At 64.1% G+C, this 16651-nt stretch carries 21 protein-coding genes; 8 read left to right on the top strand and 13 right to left on the bottom strand.

All coding sequences use genetic code 11. From position 1 onward, the window contains the following. The first annotated feature begins 12 nt into the window (after positions 1-12). Positions 13-312: a hypothetical protein gene (locus tag WC704_RS07630; RefSeq protein ID WP_372889550.1), complete on the top strand. Its 300-nt coding sequence runs from the start codon at positions 13-15 to the stop codon at positions 310-312. Here WC704_RS07630 and WC704_RS07635 read toward each other — a convergent pair. The 3 genes from WC704_RS07635 to WC704_RS07645 are packed head-to-tail and all read right to left on the bottom strand — an operon-like array spanning position 299 to position 3742. Next, positions 299-1540, bottom strand: coding sequence for a cytochrome P450 (locus WC704_RS07635; protein ID WP_372889316.1), 1242 nt, complete (start codon positions 1538-1540; stop codon positions 299-301). The genes WC704_RS07630 and WC704_RS07635 overlap by 14 nt on opposite strands. Before the next feature lie 37 nt (positions 1541-1577). Further along, positions 1578-2822, bottom strand: a complete 1245-nt coding sequence (locus WC704_RS07640) for an ABC transporter permease (RefSeq protein ID WP_372889317.1) — start codon at positions 2820-2822, stop codon at positions 1578-1580. Then, positions 2819-3742 (bottom strand): ABC transporter ATP-binding protein, encoded by a 924-nt coding sequence (locus WC704_RS07645; protein WP_372889318.1) that lies wholly within the window; start codon positions 3740-3742, stop codon positions 2819-2821. The genes WC704_RS07640 and WC704_RS07645 overlap by 4 nt, the downstream gene beginning before the upstream one ends. Positions 3743-3790: 48 nt before the next feature. On the opposite strand from WC704_RS07645, the gene queG reads away from it, so the two are divergent. Then, positions 3791-4882 (top strand): tRNA epoxyqueuosine(34) reductase QueG, encoded by a 1092-nt coding sequence (queG, locus tag WC704_RS07650; protein WP_372889319.1) that lies wholly within the window; start codon positions 3791-3793, stop codon positions 4880-4882. Between the two features lie 7 nt (positions 4883-4889). Here the strand turns inward: queG and WC704_RS07655 are convergent, their stop codons facing one another. From WC704_RS07655 to WC704_RS07690, 8 genes are all read right to left on the bottom strand, one after another. Beyond that, positions 4890-5258 carry a hypothetical protein gene (locus WC704_RS07655; protein WP_372889320.1) on the bottom strand — a complete coding sequence of 123 codons (369 nt, stop codon included), beginning with the start codon at positions 5256-5258 and terminating at the stop codon, positions 4890-4892. Continuing rightward, positions 5255-5935, bottom strand: a complete 681-nt coding sequence (locus WC704_RS07660) for an EI24 domain-containing protein (protein WP_372889321.1) — start codon at positions 5933-5935, stop codon at positions 5255-5257. The genes WC704_RS07655 and WC704_RS07660 overlap by 4 nt, the downstream gene beginning before the upstream one ends. A gap of 64 nt (positions 5936-5999) precedes the next feature. Beyond that, positions 6000-6326, bottom strand: coding sequence for a hypothetical protein (locus WC704_RS07665; RefSeq protein WP_372889322.1), 327 nt, complete (start codon positions 6324-6326; stop codon positions 6000-6002). Between the two features lie 241 nt (positions 6327-6567). Next, positions 6568-7392 carry a flagellin gene (locus tag WC704_RS07670; RefSeq protein WP_372889323.1) on the bottom strand — a complete coding sequence of 275 codons (825 nt, stop codon included), beginning with the start codon at positions 7390-7392 and terminating at the stop codon, positions 6568-6570. A gap of 268 nt (positions 7393-7660) precedes the next feature. Further along, complete coding sequence (gene flgH, locus WC704_RS07675) at positions 7661-8425, bottom strand: flagellar basal body L-ring protein FlgH (protein ID WP_372889324.1); 765 nt, start codon at positions 8423-8425, stop codon at positions 7661-7663. Positions 8426-8475: 50 nt separating this feature from the next. Continuing rightward, positions 8476-8937 (bottom strand): flagellar basal body P-ring formation chaperone FlgA, encoded by a 462-nt coding sequence (flgA, locus tag WC704_RS07680; protein ID WP_372889325.1) that lies wholly within the window; start codon positions 8935-8937, stop codon positions 8476-8478. Then, complete coding sequence (gene flgG / locus WC704_RS07685; protein WP_372889326.1) at positions 8934-9719, bottom strand: flagellar basal-body rod protein FlgG; 786 nt, start codon at positions 9717-9719, stop codon at positions 8934-8936. The genes flgA and flgG overlap by 4 nt, the downstream gene beginning before the upstream one ends. Before the next feature lie 46 nt (positions 9720-9765). After that, entirely contained in the window at positions 9766-10509 is a 744-nt protein-coding gene (locus WC704_RS07690) for a flagellar hook-basal body complex protein (RefSeq protein ID WP_372889327.1), read from the bottom strand. A gap of 114 nt (positions 10510-10623) precedes the next feature. Between WC704_RS07690 and WC704_RS07695 the strand changes: the two genes are divergently transcribed. From WC704_RS07695 to WC704_RS07710, 4 genes are read left to right on the top strand one after another with little or no spacing between them, the layout of a single operon-like run. Continuing rightward, positions 10624-11178 (top strand): flagellar basal body-associated FliL family protein, encoded by a 555-nt coding sequence (locus WC704_RS07695; RefSeq protein WP_372889328.1) that lies wholly within the window; start codon positions 10624-10626, stop codon positions 11176-11178. Continuing rightward, entirely contained in the window at positions 11175-12206 is a 1032-nt protein-coding gene (gene fliM, locus WC704_RS07700) for a flagellar motor switch protein FliM (RefSeq protein WP_372889329.1), read from the top strand. The genes WC704_RS07695 and fliM overlap by 4 nt, the downstream gene beginning before the upstream one ends. Then, positions 12203-12571 (top strand): DUF6468 domain-containing protein, encoded by a 369-nt coding sequence (locus tag WC704_RS07705; RefSeq protein WP_372889330.1) that lies wholly within the window; start codon positions 12203-12205, stop codon positions 12569-12571. The genes fliM and WC704_RS07705 overlap by 4 nt, the downstream gene beginning before the upstream one ends. Further along, positions 12571-13158, top strand: a complete 588-nt coding sequence (locus WC704_RS07710) for a MotE family protein (protein ID WP_372889331.1) — start codon at positions 12571-12573, stop codon at positions 13156-13158. Before WC704_RS07705 ends, WC704_RS07710 begins: the two co-directional genes overlap by 1 nt. On the opposite strand, the gene WC704_RS07715 is transcribed toward WC704_RS07710, so the two are convergent. Further along, complete coding sequence (locus tag WC704_RS07715; protein WP_372889332.1) at positions 13130-13534, bottom strand: hypothetical protein; 405 nt, start codon at positions 13532-13534, stop codon at positions 13130-13132. The genes WC704_RS07710 and WC704_RS07715 overlap by 29 nt on opposite strands. A gap of 84 nt (positions 13535-13618) precedes the next feature. On the opposite strand from WC704_RS07715, the gene WC704_RS07720 reads away from it, so the two are divergent. Both WC704_RS07720 and WC704_RS07725 read left to right on the top strand, forming a co-directional pair. Continuing rightward, positions 13619-13846 carry a hypothetical protein gene (locus WC704_RS07720; protein WP_372889333.1) on the top strand — a complete coding sequence of 76 codons (228 nt, stop codon included), beginning with the start codon at positions 13619-13621 and terminating at the stop codon, positions 13844-13846. Further along, positions 13846-15684, top strand: a complete 1839-nt coding sequence (locus WC704_RS07725) for a hypothetical protein (protein WP_372889334.1) — start codon at positions 13846-13848, stop codon at positions 15682-15684. Before WC704_RS07720 ends, WC704_RS07725 begins: the two co-directional genes overlap by 1 nt. 51 nt (positions 15685-15735) lie before the next feature. On the opposite strand, the gene WC704_RS07730 is transcribed toward WC704_RS07725, so the two are convergent. After that, positions 15736-16644 carry a flagellin gene (locus tag WC704_RS07730; RefSeq protein WP_372889335.1) on the bottom strand — a complete coding sequence of 303 codons (909 nt, stop codon included), beginning with the start codon at positions 16642-16644 and terminating at the stop codon, positions 15736-15738. Between the last annotated feature and the right edge of the window lie 7 nt (positions 16645-16651).

Consider the following 16651-nt stretch of genomic DNA (forward strand, 5'->3'; position numbering starts at 1 on the left):
CGCTTCTGGCATATGACGATGCAGCAACTCGATCCACCGCTCCCGGTCCATGTGCTCGACAAGGGCGCGGGCTACGCCTTCGCCGTGATCGATTACGGTCGGGAGCACAACCTTATCTGGGTCACCGCGATCAACGAGACCGGTGAAATCTGGTGCGCGCCCAATCCGCGCGTGCGGATGCAGGCGAATTGGACGATGGGGCGCAAAAAGCCCGCTGCAATCGCACCCGAGCGTGGCGATTGCGCGGGCGATACGGAGTCGCTCGCCACAGAAATGCCCAAGCCGAACCGAGCCACGCTCAGTAGCGGCTGATCTCCACCGGCAGCTTGCGATAGCCGTGGACGAAACAGGCGGCGACACGCTCGGGTTCGCCCAGCACGTTCACGCGCATCCGGCGCTTGGCCATTTCCTCCAGCAGCACCGAAACCTGCAATTCGGCCAGCCGCGCGCCGACGCAGCGGTGAATGCCGTGGCCGAACGCCAGATGACGACGGGCATTGGCGCGATCGACGATGATCTGGTCGGCGTTTTCGAACACGCTCTCGTCGCGATTGGCGGACAAATACCATAGGGCCAATTTGTCCCCGGCCTTGATCTGTTGCCCCTCCAATTCGGTATCGGCGGTGGCGGTGCGGCGCATATGTGCGAGGGGCGTTTGCCAGCGGATCACTTCCTGCACGGCATTGTGGATCAGCGATGGATTGGCCTCGAGCTTCGCGCGCTGGTCCGGAAACAGGTCGAGTCCATAGGCGACCGCGCTCATCGTGTTGCGCGTGGTGTCATTGCCGCCGACGATCAGCAGGATCAAATTTCCGAGAAACTCCATCTGGTCCATCTCGGCCATCGCGTCGGAATGGATCATCATCGAGATGAGGTCGGGGGTCGGATCCTTGCCGACCTTGGCGTTCCACAAATTCTGGAAATAGGCACCGCACTCGTACATGTGCTTCAGCCGTTCGAGCCGTAGTTCGTCATTCTTGGCGAGTTCGATGTCGCCCGCCCAATCCGACCAGAAGGTCAGCTTGCGACGTTCTTCCCACGGAAAATCGAACAGGATCGCCAGCATTTGCGTGGTCAGCTCGACCGAGACCGTGTCGACCCAGTCGAACGGCGTGTTCCAGTCGAGTGAGTCGAGAATTTCGGACGTGCGCGTGCGGATATTGTCACTCATCCGCACCATTTCGGAAGGGGTAAAGGCAGGGGCGACGGTGCGGCGTTGCCCGGTATGTTTGGGCCGGTCCATCGCGATGAACATCGGCATCCGCACGTCGGTCGGGTTATTTTCGATGAAGTCGGCCAGCGTAATGCCACCGGCCTGCGATGAATAGAGATCGGGCAGCGATTCAACGGTGATGATCGGTTTGTAGGTGGAGACCGACCAATAGGGGCCGAAGTCCGAATGCTCGACGCGGTGGACCGGCGATGTCGCGCGCAATTCGCGGAAGGGCGCTTGCCACACATCGTCGCGATACAGTTCGGGACGGCTGACATCGAGCGGATCGACCGCGCGCACGGGTGCTTCGGGTGCCAGAGTCGCCATCATCACTCTCCTGTCTTTTTATGGAGAGAGAAGAGCCTTAACTGACACTCATGTCAACAGTGTTTCGCCGCCGGAACAGCGGCCGTCCGCTACCCGATTTGAGCACGCCACGCCGGAACGCCCGCGCGCCGATTGTGATCGCGATCGCCACCCACAAAGCTTGCCAGCCAAGCGCTACGAGATGCGGCCACAATTCGGGCTTGTCGGCCGCGCGCGCCGCCATTGCGTAAGGCGAGCTCAGCGGAAACAGCTCGATAAAGCGCGTCGAGGCGGCATCGGGCGCGCCAATTGCTTTCAGCGCAAGCCCGAACATCGCGACCTGAATGATGGTGATTGGCAGCGACAGCATCTGCAATTCGCGCGGAGTGGAAGCCTGCGCGCCTGCGCCCAGGAACACCGCACCGAGCAACAGATAGGCCATTGCGAAATAGGCGAAGAACAGCAGGAAGAACATCGGCACGCCCACCGCCGGGCCAATCTGGCCGATCGCGCTGGCATATTGCGCGGGCAGGATGCCGCCGACCTGGCTGACCAAAGTCGCCCAGAAAGCGACGAACAGCAGCGCCGATCCAAACATGCCAAGCAGTTTGCCGAAGAACACCGCCTCCAGCGGAACGGCAGCGGCGAGCACTTCGATCACCTTGTTGCTGCGTTCCTCCATCATCGTGCCAACCGCCTGGCCCGCGAGCAGCAGCGTCAGGAAGAAGATGCCGATCACGGCGATGAACGCCGCCTGTTTATGGCCACCCTCAGTCGGCGCGGCGCGCGCGATCGAGGTTAATGTCGCAGTGCTGAGCGGTGCGGTCTGCGCGGGATCGGTGCGCAGTGTCGCCTCGGCCAGTGCCGCCATATAACGCGCATCGCCGCGCCCCTGGCCATCGTAGAGGATCGTCGGATGGGCGAGATTGCCGAACAGGGCTGCGGAAACGTCCGTCCCCTTGCGTACCGTGAAGGCCGCGCGCGCCTGCGTCTGCGGGTCGGCGGTCGGATTTTCCAGCGTCAGCGTGGCAGGGCGATCCCCGCGCGGGAACATCGCACGCAGCCGTGCGTCGGCGGCGCGCATCGCCGCTTGCTGCGCGGGTGCGACGATCGCGACGATTCGCGTCTTGTCGGTCGATCCGCTGGCCACGCTCGACGCGCCCATTCCACCGACCAAGCCGAAACCGATCGTGAACAGCGGCGAGAGCAGGAACAGCAGGAAGGTGGGGGTGAACACCGTCGCCACGAAATCGCGCCGGGCGATGGTAAAGGTCTGGCGGATGATGCGCGGTAGCTTGCTCATTGGCCTTGCTCCAGGGCGGCCTTGCCGACGATGCGGACGAACGCGTCATGCAGGCCGGGGCGTTCGATCGAGAGACCGGCAATGCCGTGGCCCGCGCCGATCAGGCGGCTGAGCGCTTGCTCGACCCCGCCATCGGGCACTTCGAAATGCCACCCTTGTGCATCATGCGTGGCGTCTTGCGGCAAATGCGCGGCGATGGTGGCGTCGTCGCGTTCGGGCACATAATGCGCGCGCATCGGCAACAGGCCGCGCGCCTCGGCGACGGTGCCCTCGAAGCGGCGTTTTCCGCCCGCGATGATGGCGAGCCGGTCGCACAACCGCTCAGCATGGGCCATGACATGCGTGGAGAACAACACCGTCGCCCCGCGATCGCGCTCGGCGAGAATCAGCGCCTCCAGCCGTTCCTGATTGACCGGGTCGAGCCCGGAAAAGGGTTCGTCGAGCACCAGCAGATCGGGTTGATGCACGACAGCACCCAGCAATTGCACGAGTTGCGCCATGCCCTTCGACAATTTGCGGATTTTGGTATCGACCGCATGGCCAAGCCCGGTGGCTTCGAGCAGCGCCACCGCGCGCTTGCGCCCGGTCTTGAGGTCTAGCCCGCGCAAAGCGCCCATAAAGGCGATCGCATCCTTGGCGCGCATCGCGGGATACAGGCCGCGTTCTTCGGGCAGATAGCCGACGCGGTCGCTGGCGTCGCGCGGGCGATCATGGCCGAGCAGCGTGCGCGTGCCGCCATCGGGCTCGATAATGCCGAGCAGCATCCGCAGCGTCGTTGTCTTGCCCGCGCCATTGGGGCCGAGCACGCCGTAGATCGTGCCCGCTGGCACCGCGATGTCGACCCCGTCGACGACGCGCCGGTCGCCGAAGCGTTTGACCAGGCCCGATGCGTGGACCGCGAATTCCTGCTCCAACGCCAATTCCCTGTTCCAGCCCAATTCCCTGTTGGGCGGTGCCCGTGGTAGCGGGTGGTGGTGCAGTTCGACAAGTCACTCCATGCCCGCCTGGTGGCGAAGGCGTCCGAATGTGGGTTCGCCGCTTGCGGTGTCGCCTCCGCCGATGCCGCGCCCGAGACGGCGGCGCGGCTGCGGGAGTGGTTGGCCGAAGGACGGCATGGCGAGATGATCTGGATGGAGGCGCGTGCGCATCACCGCGAATCGCCCGCCGGATTGTGGCCCGAAGTGCGCAGCGTCATTGCGCTGGGGATGAGCTATGCCCCCGCGCGTGATCCGCTGGCGCTGGCCGGGCAAGGGGGCATCGGGCGGATTTCGACCTATGCGCAGGGCAGCGATTATCACGACGTGGTCAAACGCGCGCTCAAGGCGCTTGCGCGCTGGCTGGTGGCGGAAGTGCCGGGGATCGACCTTAAGGTGTTCGTCGATACCGCGCCGGTGATGGAAAAGCCGCTGGCGGCGGCGGCGGGGTTGGGTTGGCAGGGCAAGCACACCAATTTGGTGAGCCGGCACGAGGGGAGTTGGCTGTTCCTGGGGGCGATTTACACGACGCTGGAGGTAACGGCATTCGCGGATTCGACTTCGCCGGGGAAGCGGGAAGGGGGCGGTCGAGATGCGCCGATCGACCGCTGCGGCTCGTGCGACGCGTGTCAGCGCGCCTGCCCGACCGATGCCTTTCCCGCACCCTACCGGCTCGATGCGCGGCGCTGCATTTCCTACCTCACGATCGAACATGCCGGGCCCATTCCGCTCGAATTTCGCGAGAGCATCGGCAATCGTATCTATGGCTGCGATGATTGCCTGGCGGTGTGCCCGTGGAACAAGTTCGCCGCAGCGGCGCATGCCAACCGCGCTTTCCGCCCGCGCGCGGAACTCGCAGCACCGGCGCTGGCCGACCTGCTCGCGCTCGACGATGCCGCATTCCGGCAAGTGTTCTCAGGTTCGCCGATCAAGCGCATCGGGCGCGACCGGATGATGCGCAACTGCCTGATCGCGGCGGGCAATAGCGGCGACGCGGCGCTGCGCGCGCCAGTGGAGCGGTTGCTCGACGATGCCAATGCGGTGGTGGCGGAAGCCGCGGGGTGGGCGCTGGCGCGGCTGGCCTAGGCGCGCGCTACTTCCGTCGTCCGGCCTGCAAGGCGCCGACACAGCTCGCGCGGTCGATCGGCGATCCATCGGTCTGGCGTGCATCGAGATAGGTAACCACCGGCTCGGCACTACCCTTGGGGTAGAGATAGGTGTCGAGCACGCAGGTCGCGTTGCCGAATTGCAGCTTGCGCGCGGTGCCCTCGCGAATATCGGCGACGGGCGGGCCGAACATCCGCGTCAAATTGGCCGCATTCGCCCCCAGCACATGGTCAAGCCCGGTGGTTCCGGTCGGGATCGGGATAAGGGGCGGGCGCACGGTGCTGGGGACCGGTGCCCCGGTGGTCGCGCAGCCTGTAACGAGCAACCCCGCCGTCAAAGCGCCAAGAACCTTCATGTGTTTCGCCCCGAATGGAACAGATGGGTGGCCATCGCCGCGCCAAGGATTGGCGCGAACAGATTGAGGATCGGAACCATGAACAGCGCGGTGCCCGCAACCCCCAGCGCAAAACGATCGACCGCGCCCGTCTTGCGCCAGTCTCGCATCATCGCATTGGGGATGTGGCGGGCGGCAACCATCGCGCCGAGATCCTGCCCAAGCAGCCAGCCATTGACCAGAAAGAACAGGAGCCATGTGCCCACCCCGGTGACCAGCAAGGCGATGTAGATTGGCGCCAGCGCGAAGTTGACGAGGAGTGCGCGCATCGCAGAACGCAGACCGAGCGCGATACCGCGTGCCAGCGGCACATCGCGCGCCGTGGCGAGGGCGGCGGGATAATGTTTGGCCTCCACCGCGATCACGATAGCATCGGCGAAAACCCCCATCACACCGACCGCGACCGCGCGGAACAGTAGCCAGCCAAGCCCGAACGCCGCCAACAGCGCCACCGCGCCGAGCAGCCCGCCGGCACCCGCGCCCCAGCCGAGCCACGCCGTCAGCCGGGCTGCACCATACCATAGCCCGCCTCCCAAGGCGGCCAGCAGCGCCAATGTCACCGCAAGCGACTTGAGGAAGACCGCAGCAAAGGCGCGGTCGCCGATCTGGCCGATCGAAAGAAGGAAGGCGCGCAGCATGTGCGCTGTCTTAGCGGGCAAATCACAAAATATGAAACCAGCCCGCAGCGCAGCGGGTGGGACGCTAATTGTAGCGGATCGGTCGGTTAGGCGTGCGCAGCCCTTCGCTGGTATGGGCCGAAATCAGGCAAAGCTCGGCATAGAGCCGGTCCCACAGCGACGCGGGAATATCCAGGGCGACGAGGCCGCCATCCTGTGTCAACGCCAGATTGACGACTGGATCGACCACCAGCCGGAATTGCGTGGCAAAGGGGCCGCCGACGATTTCGTCGGGAAGGCCGCCTGTCACCGACAACCGCGCCGCCATCAGAAAGGCGCGTAATACTTCGGCACCATAACGATCGAGCAGCGCCCGTGTGCCGTTGCCAAGGTCACCCCGTTCCAGGATCACCAGGCTACCCGCATGGCGATCTTCGGCCGTTACACGAAGCCTGCTGCCCAGCCCGTCGGCTATCTCTCTAATTCGCAGCGACAATGCTCAACTCCCGTTATCCTTGTTCCATTATAGCGGGGATCGCGACCGCATTCGGTCGCGGTGCCCGATGAAACGCAGATGGTAAAAGAAAAGGGGCCGACGCGGTTTCCCGTGCCGACCCCAGTGCAGCAACCAGATACGCGGTTGCTGATCTCTCTTAACGGAACAGCGACGTGATCGCCTGCGGGGCCTGGTTGGCGATCGAAAGCGCCTGCACGCCGAGCTGCTGCTTGACCTGCAGCGCCTGCAAGCTTGCAGACTCCTTGGCCAAATCCGCATCGACGAGATTGCCGATGCCCGTATTGATCGTGTCCGACAGCTTGCTGACGAAGCTCGTCTGGCTGTCAATCTTGCGCGACGCCGAACCGAGCGTGCTCAAGCTTGCGTTGATCGTATCGGACACGGTGTTGAGCGTATCGACCATGGTCTTCGCGCCCGCTGCGGTCGTGAAGGTGGCGCCAATCGCCGTCGTGACGCCAGTCTCGAAGTCCTGGTTGGCAACGTCGAGGGTGGCTGCGGTCGTGCTGGTCGACTGCAGCGCCTTGACGGTCCCGCCAGCAACGCTCGACAGAAGGTTCGTACCGTTGAACGACGAGGAATCGATGACCGTCTTGATCTGATCCTTCAACGCGGTGAAATCCTTCGCGTTGGCGGTCAGGCTGGCGGCATCAAGGCCCGTGTCGCTCGAGGTCGTTGCCTTGGCCTTCATCTGGTTGACCAGATCCGAGATTTGCTCGGCACCGGCAGTTGCCACGTCAACAACGCTCTTGGCGCGGCTGAGCGAGGTGCTGACGGCCTTCAGGCTACCCACATCGCCACGAAGCCCTTGAGCAATCGTGAAGGAAGCCGAGTCGTCCTTGGTCGAGGAAACGGCCAGGCCGGTCGTGATGCGGGTTTGGGTCATCGAGAGAGACTTGCCGGTCTGGCTCAGGCTCTGGAGAGCCGTCATCGCGCCGACATTGGTGTTTACCGAAAAGCTCATACATATTTCCTTCTAGGATTGAGAGCCACGTTCTGCGGCCTGGGGCTGGACGCCGCCCCGGCGATGCGCGGCGAAAAAATGCCGCTCACCTGTTCATTTTGGGAAAGTTATTGGATTACCAAAATCGATTGGCGGATTATTCAAGGTTACCGGACGGTAACGATATGTTCGCCCACGATTAAACGCAGGCGGCCCGCTTTCCCCGGGTCGGGAAAGCGGGCCGAATATGTGGAGCTCGTTTGATAAGTATCCGATATTATAAGGAAATTTAGAAGGGGAAGAGCGCGTCGTAAATTTGTTGCCCCCACCGCGCCTGTTGCGCGTCGGTCAACTGCCCCTTCCCGCCATAGATGATCCGCGCTTCGGCAATCTGGGTGTGCGCAATGCTGTTGTCGCGGCCAATGTCTTCGGGGCGGACGATGCCGGTGACGATCAATTCGCGCATTTCGAAATTGACGCGCACTTCCTGTCGCCCACGGATCATCAAATTGCCGTTGGGCATGACGTCGGTGACGATCGCGGCCATCGTCATATTGATCTTTTCCGACCGCGCGACGGTGCCCGCCCCATTATACCCTGAAGCCGATTTGGTATCGACCAGCTTGGACGGGTCGACCTGCCCCGGCAAAATCTTGGTGAGGGGGTTCTGCAGCCCGAGCAACGCGCTGATCCCGCTGGTTTCGGTCCCGCCGCGCGTGCGCGTGGTGGAATTGCCGAGATCGGCCTTGTCGGAAATGTTGATACGGATCGTCAGAATATCCCCTTTTTGCGAAGCGCGCTGATCGCGGAAAAAGGCGCCCGCGCCGGTGCGGAACAGCGATGCGTTGGGGGCGGGCGCGAGCGCGGGGTTCACGGCGGAGCGTGCCGGGCCGCGACGATCGGACGGGGCCGAAAGTGATGGTTCGATCGCGGCACCGTCATCGGTGCCGGAGGGGCTCAGCTTCGGCGGCTTGCCGACGCTCGCCAGACGGCCCGGAATGCCACAACCGGCGAGGGTGCTGGCGAGCAGAAGCAGCGCTAGGGTCTTTTTCATAAAGGTTCTCTCGGTTTGGGCCGATGGATGCGTCGGGTGGAGCGTTGATTTCAGGGCGCGACGATGCGCACCGTGCCCGCCGCGTCGACAATACCGTCGATCGTGCGGCTGGTGGTGTTGGTAACCACGCGGACCATGTCGCCTTTTGCCCCGCTGGAGAGTGCGCGACCGCTTGCGGCAATCGTCAGGCCACCGTTGACGACGTGGATCATCACCGGTTCGCCGCGGCGGACGAGTTGCGGCGGCATAAGATCGGAACTCAGGACAACCGATCCAGTGGGTAGCGCGCGGCGTGCCTCCATGCCGACGCAGTCGCGCGCTGACAGGGCACCACGGGCCTGCGCGACACTGCGCTCTTCCTCGGCAAAGTCGGTGGGGGTGAGCACGTCGCCGCGCGCAACCGGATGGTCGAGCACGGCGACGCGGACCGCCTCGGGTGGCTGGGCCACGGCGATCGCAGGCATCACGCCAAACAGCGCGGCGAGCACGGCGCGGCCGAAAAGCGAGGTCATCGCATTTGCGCCGTGGTGGACAGCATTTCGTCGGCGGTCTTCACGACGCGGCTGTTCATTTCATAGGCGCGCTGGGCGCTGATCAGCGCGGTAATTTCCGAGACCGGATTGACGTTCGACGCCTCGATAAAGCCCTGGCTCAGCGTGCCGAAACCGGGTTCTCCGGGGTTGGCGGCGGTCGGCTTGCCCGAGGCGCTGGTCTCCAGGAAGAGATTGCCGCCCTTCGCCTCCAGCCCGGATTCGTTCATGAACGACGCAAGCTGGATTTGACCGACGGTTTGCGGTGCCGGATTGCCCGCGAGCGTGACTTGCACCTCACCCGTCTTCGAGATGTTGAAATCGACCGTGCCCTGGGGGATGGTAATGCCCGGCTGCACGGCATAGCCGTCCTGCGTCACCAACTCGCCCTGGTCGGAAATCTGGAAACTGCCGTCGCGCGTATAGCCGGTCTCGCCCGACGGGAGCGTCACCTGGAAATAGCCCTTGCCCTGAATGGCGACATCCTGTGGGTTGCTCGTCTGGGTCAGCGCACCTTGTTCCAGGATGCGGTAGACGCCGCCTGTCTTGACGCCGGCGCCGATTTGAATGCCCGAGGGGACCTTGGCATCGGGGCCGGCCGAGGCCGCGCCGGGGCGCGAAACCTGTTGGTAGAGCAGGTCCTGAAACTCGGCCCGCTGCCGCTTGAAGGCGGCGGTGTTCATGTTGGCGATGTTGTTCGAAATGACGTCAACATTGGTTTGCTGCGCCAGCATACCGGTCGCCGCGATGGAAAGAGAACGCATGATAAGGGCCCTTCACAATGGAAATGCTGGGAAATGCGGATTGGGTTCAACCGACCTTGCCGAGCTGGTCGATCGCCTTGCGGCGTAGATCGGCCATGCTTTGGGTCATTTGCTGGCTCGCCTGATAGGCGCGCAGGATCTCGACCATGTCGGCGGTCTCGCTGATCGGCTGGACATTCGATCCCTCGACTCCGCCGCTGCGCACTTTGGTCTCGGCGGCGGTGAGTTCCCGCCCGCCGCTTGCCGCCATCAGCCCGTCGCCGCGTGGGGTTACCCCTGCTTCGCTCGGGAAAACGGTGACGGCGAGGCGTCCGAGCGGGCCGGTGGTGCCGGACACGGTGCCGTCGGTCGCAATCGACAGGTTGCCAGCATCCTGTTGTGGAATGTTGATGGGCTTGCCGCCTTCGCCGAGCAAACGTTGTCCGCCGACTGTTGCCAGGTCACCCGATGGCAGCACCTGAATCAGCCCGGCGCGGGTATAAGCCGTTGCCCCGCCAGGTGCCTCGACGGAAAGATAGCCCGGACCGTCGATCATCACGTCAAGCGGGTTGCCCGTCGCCTGAAACGCGCCAGCGCTGGCGTCGTGCGTGGCCCCGTAATCCAGCACGAAAGCCGTCGTCTTGGCATCCTCGGTGATGGCGGTGTCGCTACGCTCGACATAATCGTGAAAGACAGGCTGTTCGCGTTTGAATCCCACGGTCGAGATGTTGGCCATGTTGTTCGCCGCCACGTCGAGCCGACGGCGCAACGCCTGCTCGTGGCTCAGCAGCACATAGGAAGAGACATCCATCGGCGGTTGCTTTCGAAATCTTTGTCGATCTGGGTCACTAGGCAGAATTTGCCGCCCATTGATCCTATAATAGGATGAAATCACCCCGCAGGTTGATCGCGCGGTGAAACAATCATGGGGATTTGGGCCTTGTCAGAGCCAACCGACACGTTGAACGAAGAGGGCGAGGACGGCGCAGTCGTCGCACCGCCCAAGGCGGGTAAGAAGAAGCTGCTGATTATCGTCGCTGCCGCGGTGCTGTTGCTGCTGGCGGCGGGCGGCGGGGCCTTCTTCTTCCTTGGCGGCAAAGGCGATCCAAAGGCGGAGGCGGCCAAAGCGGAGACTGCGAAGGCCGAAACGGCAAAGCACGGCGAGGGTTCGGAAGAGGGCGCGAAGTTCGTCGATATCCCCGCGATGGTCGTCAACATCCGCTCACCCGACGGCGCGGCCCACTTCCTGAAGGTGCATGTCATGCTCGTGCCGGGCACGATGAAGGAAGAAGAAATCAAGGAGGGACTGCCGCTGGTGCTCGATGCGTATCAGCCGTTTCTGCGCGAACTGCGTCCGGAAGATCTCGCCGGGTCGGCAGCGGTGTTCCGCGTGAAGGAAGAGTTGCTGGTGCGCACGGTCGCCGCGCTTGGCGAAGGTTCGGTCAAGGACGTTCTGATCCAGGATCTGGTGCAGCAATGAGCAGTGATTTCGAAGAATTTGATCTGCCCGATGTGCCGATCGGTGGTGCCATATTGGGGGATGGCACGTTCGATCAGGCGGCCATCGATGCGATGTTCGGCGACACCGGGGTTCCGCAGGAGGCCAAGAAGGGCCTGCGCGCGGTGCTGGAATCGCGCGTCATTGCGCACGAACGCCTGCCGATGCTGGAGGTGGTGTGCGACCGCGTGGTCCGGGCCTTTTCCAGCTCGATGCGCAACCTCACCTCGGATGCGATCGAGGTCAGCCTGGAGGAGGTTACCTCAACCCGTTTCGGCGAATTTGTCGGGCGCGTCGCATTGCCGGCGATGATCGGCGTATTCCACATCCGGGAATGGGAGAATTACGGGCTCGTTACGGTTGAATCCGGCCTGATTTACGCGGTCGTCGACGCGCTGCTCGGCGGGCGCGGCGGCAGCGCGCCGGTGTTGATCGACGGTCGCGCGTTTACGACGATCGAGACCAAGCTGGTGTCGCGTATGCTCGAACTCGCGCTGTCGGATTTTTCCGAAGCCTTCGCCCCGATCGAGCCGATCACGATGGATCTGGAACGGATCGAGACCAACCCGCGCTTTGCCGCGATCGCCGGCAACAGCAACATCTGCGCGGTGGCGACCTTCCGTGTCGACATGGACGGGCGTGGCGGCAAATTCTCGATGCTGCTGCCCTATGCCACGCTCGAGCCGGTGCGCGAGAAATTGCTGCAGCGCTTCATGGGCGAGAAGAGCGGTCGCGACCATATTTGGGAAGAACATATGGTCTCCGAAATCAAGAAGACCGACATCGCGCTCGACGTGGTGTTGGGCGAGACCGCGATGTCGCTCGACAAATTGCGCAGTCTCGCGGTCGGCGATGTCGTCAATCTTTCGCAAAGCCCGGATGCCCCGCTTGAGCTGCGCTGCGGCGGGGTGCCGCTCGGTCGTGCGCAAATCGGCCAACGCAGCGGCAAAATGGCCGTGCGCCTCATCACCGGCATATCCAAAAACCCCTATCAGGAGAGCGCGTCATGAACTTCGTCGCTTGTACCAATATCGCCACCGCGTTGTTTTGCGCAGCGGTGCTGATCCAGAGCGTGCGGATGATGCGCAGCCTGAAGGCGATGCGGAACGCTCCTTTGTCCGATGTGGTTGCCGCGCTGGATGAATCGACCGAGCGCGCCAAGTCGGTGTTGTCTGAGATGAAGACGATGCTGGCGCACGGGATTGCCGCCAATGGGCGTTGTTCCGAAGATGCGCGAAAGCTGAGCGACGAGTTGCGGATCATCATCGAGATCGCCGATGCCGCCGCCGACCGGATCGTCGAGGCCACGTCTGCCGCAAATACGCGTGCCCATGCCGAACGCACGCTGGCGGCCTATATCGGGGCGGACGCATAATGGGTCGCCCCTCGCTTTTGGTGATGACGGCGGTTGCCGCCGGACTCTCGATTTTTGCCAACGGTGTCACCGCCGCATTGCCGGCACTCGCCGATCAGCCGCAACCGACGCGGCTGGGCAGCGCGATTGAGGGAGATCTTGGCGCGCGCGATGCCGCAACCAAGAAGCGCAATCGTGCGCTCGACATGCGCGAACAGGCGGCGCGCGCCGCCGAGGCCCGGCTGAAGGCCGATATGGCCGCGCGGCAGGATGCCGCCGCCGTCGCCAAGCCCGTAGCGGGTGCAGCGGAACCGAGCGATCCGCAATATGACAATCTCGCGCGGATCTATCAGGCAATGAAGCCCGCGCGCGCGGCCGCGGTTTTCGAGCAGCTCGAAATGGACGTGCAGATGCAGGTTGCGCAGAAAATGCGCGATCGGTCGACCGCGCTGATCCTGGCCAGCATGACGCCGCAGGGCGCGGCCAATCTCAGCATGGCCTTGGCCCGTCGTAACGCAAATGCCGGGAAGAAGCCGGGAAGCGGCGTGACCAGAGCGCCGGTTCGCCCTGCGCAACCGGTCAGCCGTTCGTCGCCGACACCTCCGTAATCAGCACGTGGGCCTGGCCAAGATCCGGGCCCGCCATTGCGGTGGTCAGGTTCTGTTCGAGCAATTCGGCATTGACCGGCAGGAAAGGGGAGGCGTGCAGGCGTGCAAAGTCGATCGCGCTGCCCATCGCCGCCTGGCGTAATATGGGCAAACGCAGCTTCACCTTTTCCGCGTTGGCGGCGTCGCCGGCATCGAGCACGATCTTGAGCCGCAGGTTTCCCGTCAGCCGATTGGAATCGACGATCGGGACGACGAAGCCGTCGAGCGCGACATATTGCGGCGCCGGGTGCGCGGACTCGCTTTCGCCGCCGGAGGCCCCGGTGCTGGCGATCAGGATCGGCAAGGCGGCGATGGCACGGACGAAGCGAGGGCGCATGATGTCTCCAGTGTGGTGCGCCATCACGGTCATCGGCGGGGCACTCCCTCTATAATAGAGGAATAGAGGAAAAGGCGTATCACCATGAGCCACGATCAGCGACCTAGTCGCGCCCGCGTTCGCGTTGTCGCCAGCAGCGATGTGGGTGCGGCACCCACGGGTGCGTTGCGGGCAGGGGACGTCGTCGCAACGCCATCCCCCGAAACCAACGTTCCCCCCGCCAAGGCAGGGATGCTGCTGCCGTCGCTGATGTTCTGCCTGGGATGTGCCCTTGGCGGGGCCGGACTTGGCGTCGCGATGTTGGCGCGCTGATGCGGCTGGTTTCGCTCGTCGCGCTCGCCTCTGCCACCGCCGCGCCCCATTCTACCAAGCCCGCCATTGCTCCTGCGCCGGCGGCGACGGTATCCGCGCCCGCGATTCCGTCGCCAACGCCCTCTGCCGCCGTTGTCGCCGCCGCAAATGCCCCCGCGCCCTTGCCGCAACGTCCCCGCTTTCCGGGGTTTGCGCCGATCCTGACGGCGCAGCCCGGTCTGAACAATGGCGGTGCCTGGGTTGTGTTGGCGGATTCCGATGCGTGGTCGGCGCTGGCCCGCACTACCCCTGCCACGCGGCAGGCCGCGCGCTGGGGATTGGCGCGCAGTCTGATTGGCAAGGATCGCTTTTCCGAGGCGCTGGGCGTGTTGCAGGTCATGGCGGCGGATGATCCCGATTTGTTGCTAGTCCCGTCGTTTCAGCTCGCGCGTGGCGCGACGTTTGCGGGGCTTGGCCAAGCGAGCGCCGCGCTGTCCGTGCTGTCCGGCCCCGCCCTGCTGGGCAATGCCGAAGCCTGTGCCTGGCGGCTGCGCGCGCTGGCGGATTCCGGCAAGGGCGATGAAGCGCTGGGGCAGGTGCATTGTGCGTTGCCGGCAATCAACCATCGTCCACCCGACGAGCGGCGACCCTTTGCCGTGGCGGCGATACGGGCGGCGCTGGCCGCTGGTCGCTGGTCGCAGGCGCTGCACTGGTTGAAGCGGCAGAATAATGATGACGATGCTCGCGTGCTGCGGGGGCGGGCGTATCTGGGCCTGGGCGATTATGCCAACGCCCGTGCGCAGTTCACCAAGGTGAGCACCACGGCAGGGCGCGGGGAAAGCGCGGAGGCCGCATTGGGCCTGGCAACGATCGGCATTGCGCAACGCCGCCTTGCGCCCGCCGCCGCCGTGCGACAGCTCGGCGCGATCCGCTTCGGCTGGCGGGGAGGAGATTTCGAGCGCCGCGTTCTGCTGCTGGAATTGGCGCAAGCGCAAGCAACGCACGATCCGGTGGTGATTTTGCGGACGGGGTCGACGTTGCTGCGCTATTGCAATCTCGGTGCCGGTGCCGCTCCGGTTCTATCCCAGCTCCAGCAATCGCTTTCTGCGGCACTGGCCCCGGATTCGAAAATGCCCTTGCCTGACGTGGCCGGGCTGTTTTGGGACTATCGCGAAATAACGCCAGCCGGTGCCGATGGGGATCTCCTGGCACTTCACCTCGCCGACCGGTTACAATCTGCGGGCCTGTATGCACGGGCGGCGGAATTGCTCCAATATCAGCTCACCGCGCGTGCCACCGACGTCGCGAAAGGGCCGCTATCGGTGCGGGTAGCCATGTTGCGGATTCTGGCGGGTGATCCGGCCAAGGCAATCGAGGCGCTGCGCGACAGCAGCGGGCCGACATATCCGCAGCCGATGATCTGGGATCGGCAGCGTGTCGAGGCGGTGGCGCTGGCGCTATTGGGCAAGACCGACGCCGCCTTTGCCGCGCTGGCCGATGTGCCCGATGGTGCTGCGATCCGCGCCGAAATTCTGTGGCGGCGGCGGGACTGGAATGGATTGGCAACCGCGACCGGTGCGTCGTTGCCGGCCAAAGCGGGGTTGAGCGAAGTGGCGCAGGCCACCATCCTCCGCCATGCGATTGCGCTCGCCATGATCGGGCGGGAGGATAAGCTGCAGGCCCTGCGTGCGCGCTATCAGGGTGCCTTCGCGATGCTTCCCAGCGCCTCGGTATTCGATGTGCTGACCAGCCCGGTCGGCACGGTCGATTCCGCCAAGATCAGTTCGGCAATGGCGGCGATTCCCTCAGCCAGCCCGGCGGGCGTCTATGCCGACCTGCTCGCCTCCACGCCGGGATAAGCGCGCGCGTCGATCCGCGCACCCTTTCGCGGGCGCGGCGGGCCGACGCGTTTATTTCAGATATTGGACGAGGCTGAGGCCGGAGAGTTGCGAAAACACCGAATAGCTCGCCTCGAGGATGATCTTCTGTTGCGCAATGTCGGTCGCCACCTGGCCGAGATCGGCATCTTCATTCGCGCCGATGACTCCGGTCAGCAGCGTTTTGCGCTGCTCGCCGCTGTTGATGACATTTTCGATTTGCGATGTCCGGCGTCCGTTCTCGGCGTTAACCGCGCGCAGCGAACCGAGCCCGGTTTGCAACTGTTCGACGACGGTGTTCAACGCGGTTTTCTGCGCGGTGGTCAGCGTCGCGCCGATCGTGCCGGCCTGCGCGAGCGACTGGAATGCGGTGTAAAGCCCGCCGCCTGCGGCGGTCGCACCGATCCCATAGGGCACATCCACTCCATCCGCGACGCGTGCCGACGCCACGACGCCATCATCGGCAAAAGCGTCGGACGCTGACAGCCCGACCAGGTCGCTAAGGGTATTGGCCTTGAACGGCGGACTGTCGGTCTGCGTGCCACCGAACATGGCGACACCGCCTTCGGTCGCATTGAGGGCGTTGCGATATTGTTCGAACGCGCCGTCGATCGTCGCCTGCAAACCGCTCGTCTGGCCGTTGCCGAGCGCGGTCAGAATGCTTTGGCGAAGACCCTCGGCCGAGGTCTCGACTCCCGACAGTTGTGCGTCATAGATGCTTAGCGTCGTTTGCACGCGCTTGGCGACGGTCGTTTCGGCGGTCTGGCGGGCGAGCATACTGTGGGCCGACAGGTTGCGGACCGATTCGTTGCCAAGGTCGGCGAAGGTGTTGGCCTTCTTGGTGGTGGCAAGGTTTTGCTGCGACGTGGCGAGCCTGGCTTGCGCACGCTGGATGGCGTTGGTCATCACCTGTTGCAGCGGGATGGTGGCGATGCGGTTCATGGGTCTC

Origin of the sequence: Sphingomonas sp. (assembly GCF_041661885.1) — a bacterium.
Classification (GTDB): domain Bacteria; phylum Pseudomonadota; class Alphaproteobacteria; order Sphingomonadales; family Sphingomonadaceae; genus Sphingomonas.

Bases quoted from the DNA above. Each gene is read 5' to 3' on its own strand.
- flgG (WP_372889326.1), bottom strand. From the start codon at position 9,719: ATGCGTTCTCTTTCCATCGCGGCGACCGGTATGCTGGCGCAGCAAACC.
- WC704_RS07705 (WP_372889330.1), top strand. From the start codon at position 12,203: ATGAACTTCGTCGCTTGTACCAATATCGCCACCGCGTTGTTTTGCGCA.
- WC704_RS07670 (WP_372889323.1), bottom strand. From the start codon at position 7,392: ATGAGCTTTTCGGTAAACACCAATGTCGGCGCGATGACGGCTCTCCAG.
- WC704_RS07630 (WP_372889550.1), top strand. From the start codon at position 13: ATGACGATGCAGCAACTCGATCCACCGCTCCCGGTCCATGTGCTCGAC.
- WC704_RS07720 (WP_372889333.1), top strand. From the start codon at position 13,619: ATGAGCCACGATCAGCGACCTAGTCGCGCCCGCGTTCGCGTTGTCGCC.
- fliM (WP_372889329.1), top strand. From the start codon at position 11,175: ATGAGCAGTGATTTCGAAGAATTTGATCTGCCCGATGTGCCGATCGGT.
- WC704_RS07730 (WP_372889335.1), bottom strand. From the start codon at position 16,644: ATGAACCGCATCGCCACCATCCCGCTGCAACAGGTGATGACCAACGCC.
- WC704_RS07695 (WP_372889328.1), top strand. From the start codon at position 10,624: ATGGGGATTTGGGCCTTGTCAGAGCCAACCGACACGTTGAACGAAGAG.
- flgH (WP_372889324.1), bottom strand. From the start codon at position 8,425: ATGAAAAAGACCCTAGCGCTGCTTCTGCTCGCCAGCACCCTCGCCGGT.
- WC704_RS07710 (WP_372889331.1), top strand. From the start codon at position 12,571: ATGGGTCGCCCCTCGCTTTTGGTGATGACGGCGGTTGCCGCCGGACTC.
- WC704_RS07715 (WP_372889332.1), bottom strand. From the start codon at position 13,534: ATGCGCCCTCGCTTCGTCCGTGCCATCGCCGCCTTGCCGATCCTGATC.
- WC704_RS07655 (WP_372889320.1), bottom strand. From the start codon at position 5,258: ATGAAGGTTCTTGGCGCTTTGACGGCGGGGTTGCTCGTTACAGGCTGC.
- WC704_RS07635 (WP_372889316.1), bottom strand. From the start codon at position 1,540: ATGGCGACTCTGGCACCCGAAGCACCCGTGCGCGCGGTCGATCCGCTC.
- WC704_RS07690 (WP_372889327.1), bottom strand. From the start codon at position 10,509: ATGGATGTCTCTTCCTATGTGCTGCTGAGCCACGAGCAGGCGTTGCGC.
- WC704_RS07660 (WP_372889321.1), bottom strand. From the start codon at position 5,935: ATGCTGCGCGCCTTCCTTCTTTCGATCGGCCAGATCGGCGACCGCGCC.
- WC704_RS07640 (WP_372889317.1), bottom strand. From the start codon at position 2,822: ATGAGCAAGCTACCGCGCATCATCCGCCAGACCTTTACCATCGCCCGG.
- WC704_RS07725 (WP_372889334.1), top strand. From the start codon at position 13,846: ATGCGGCTGGTTTCGCTCGTCGCGCTCGCCTCTGCCACCGCCGCGCCC.
- flgA (WP_372889325.1), bottom strand. From the start codon at position 8,937: ATGACCTCGCTTTTCGGCCGCGCCGTGCTCGCCGCGCTGTTTGGCGTG.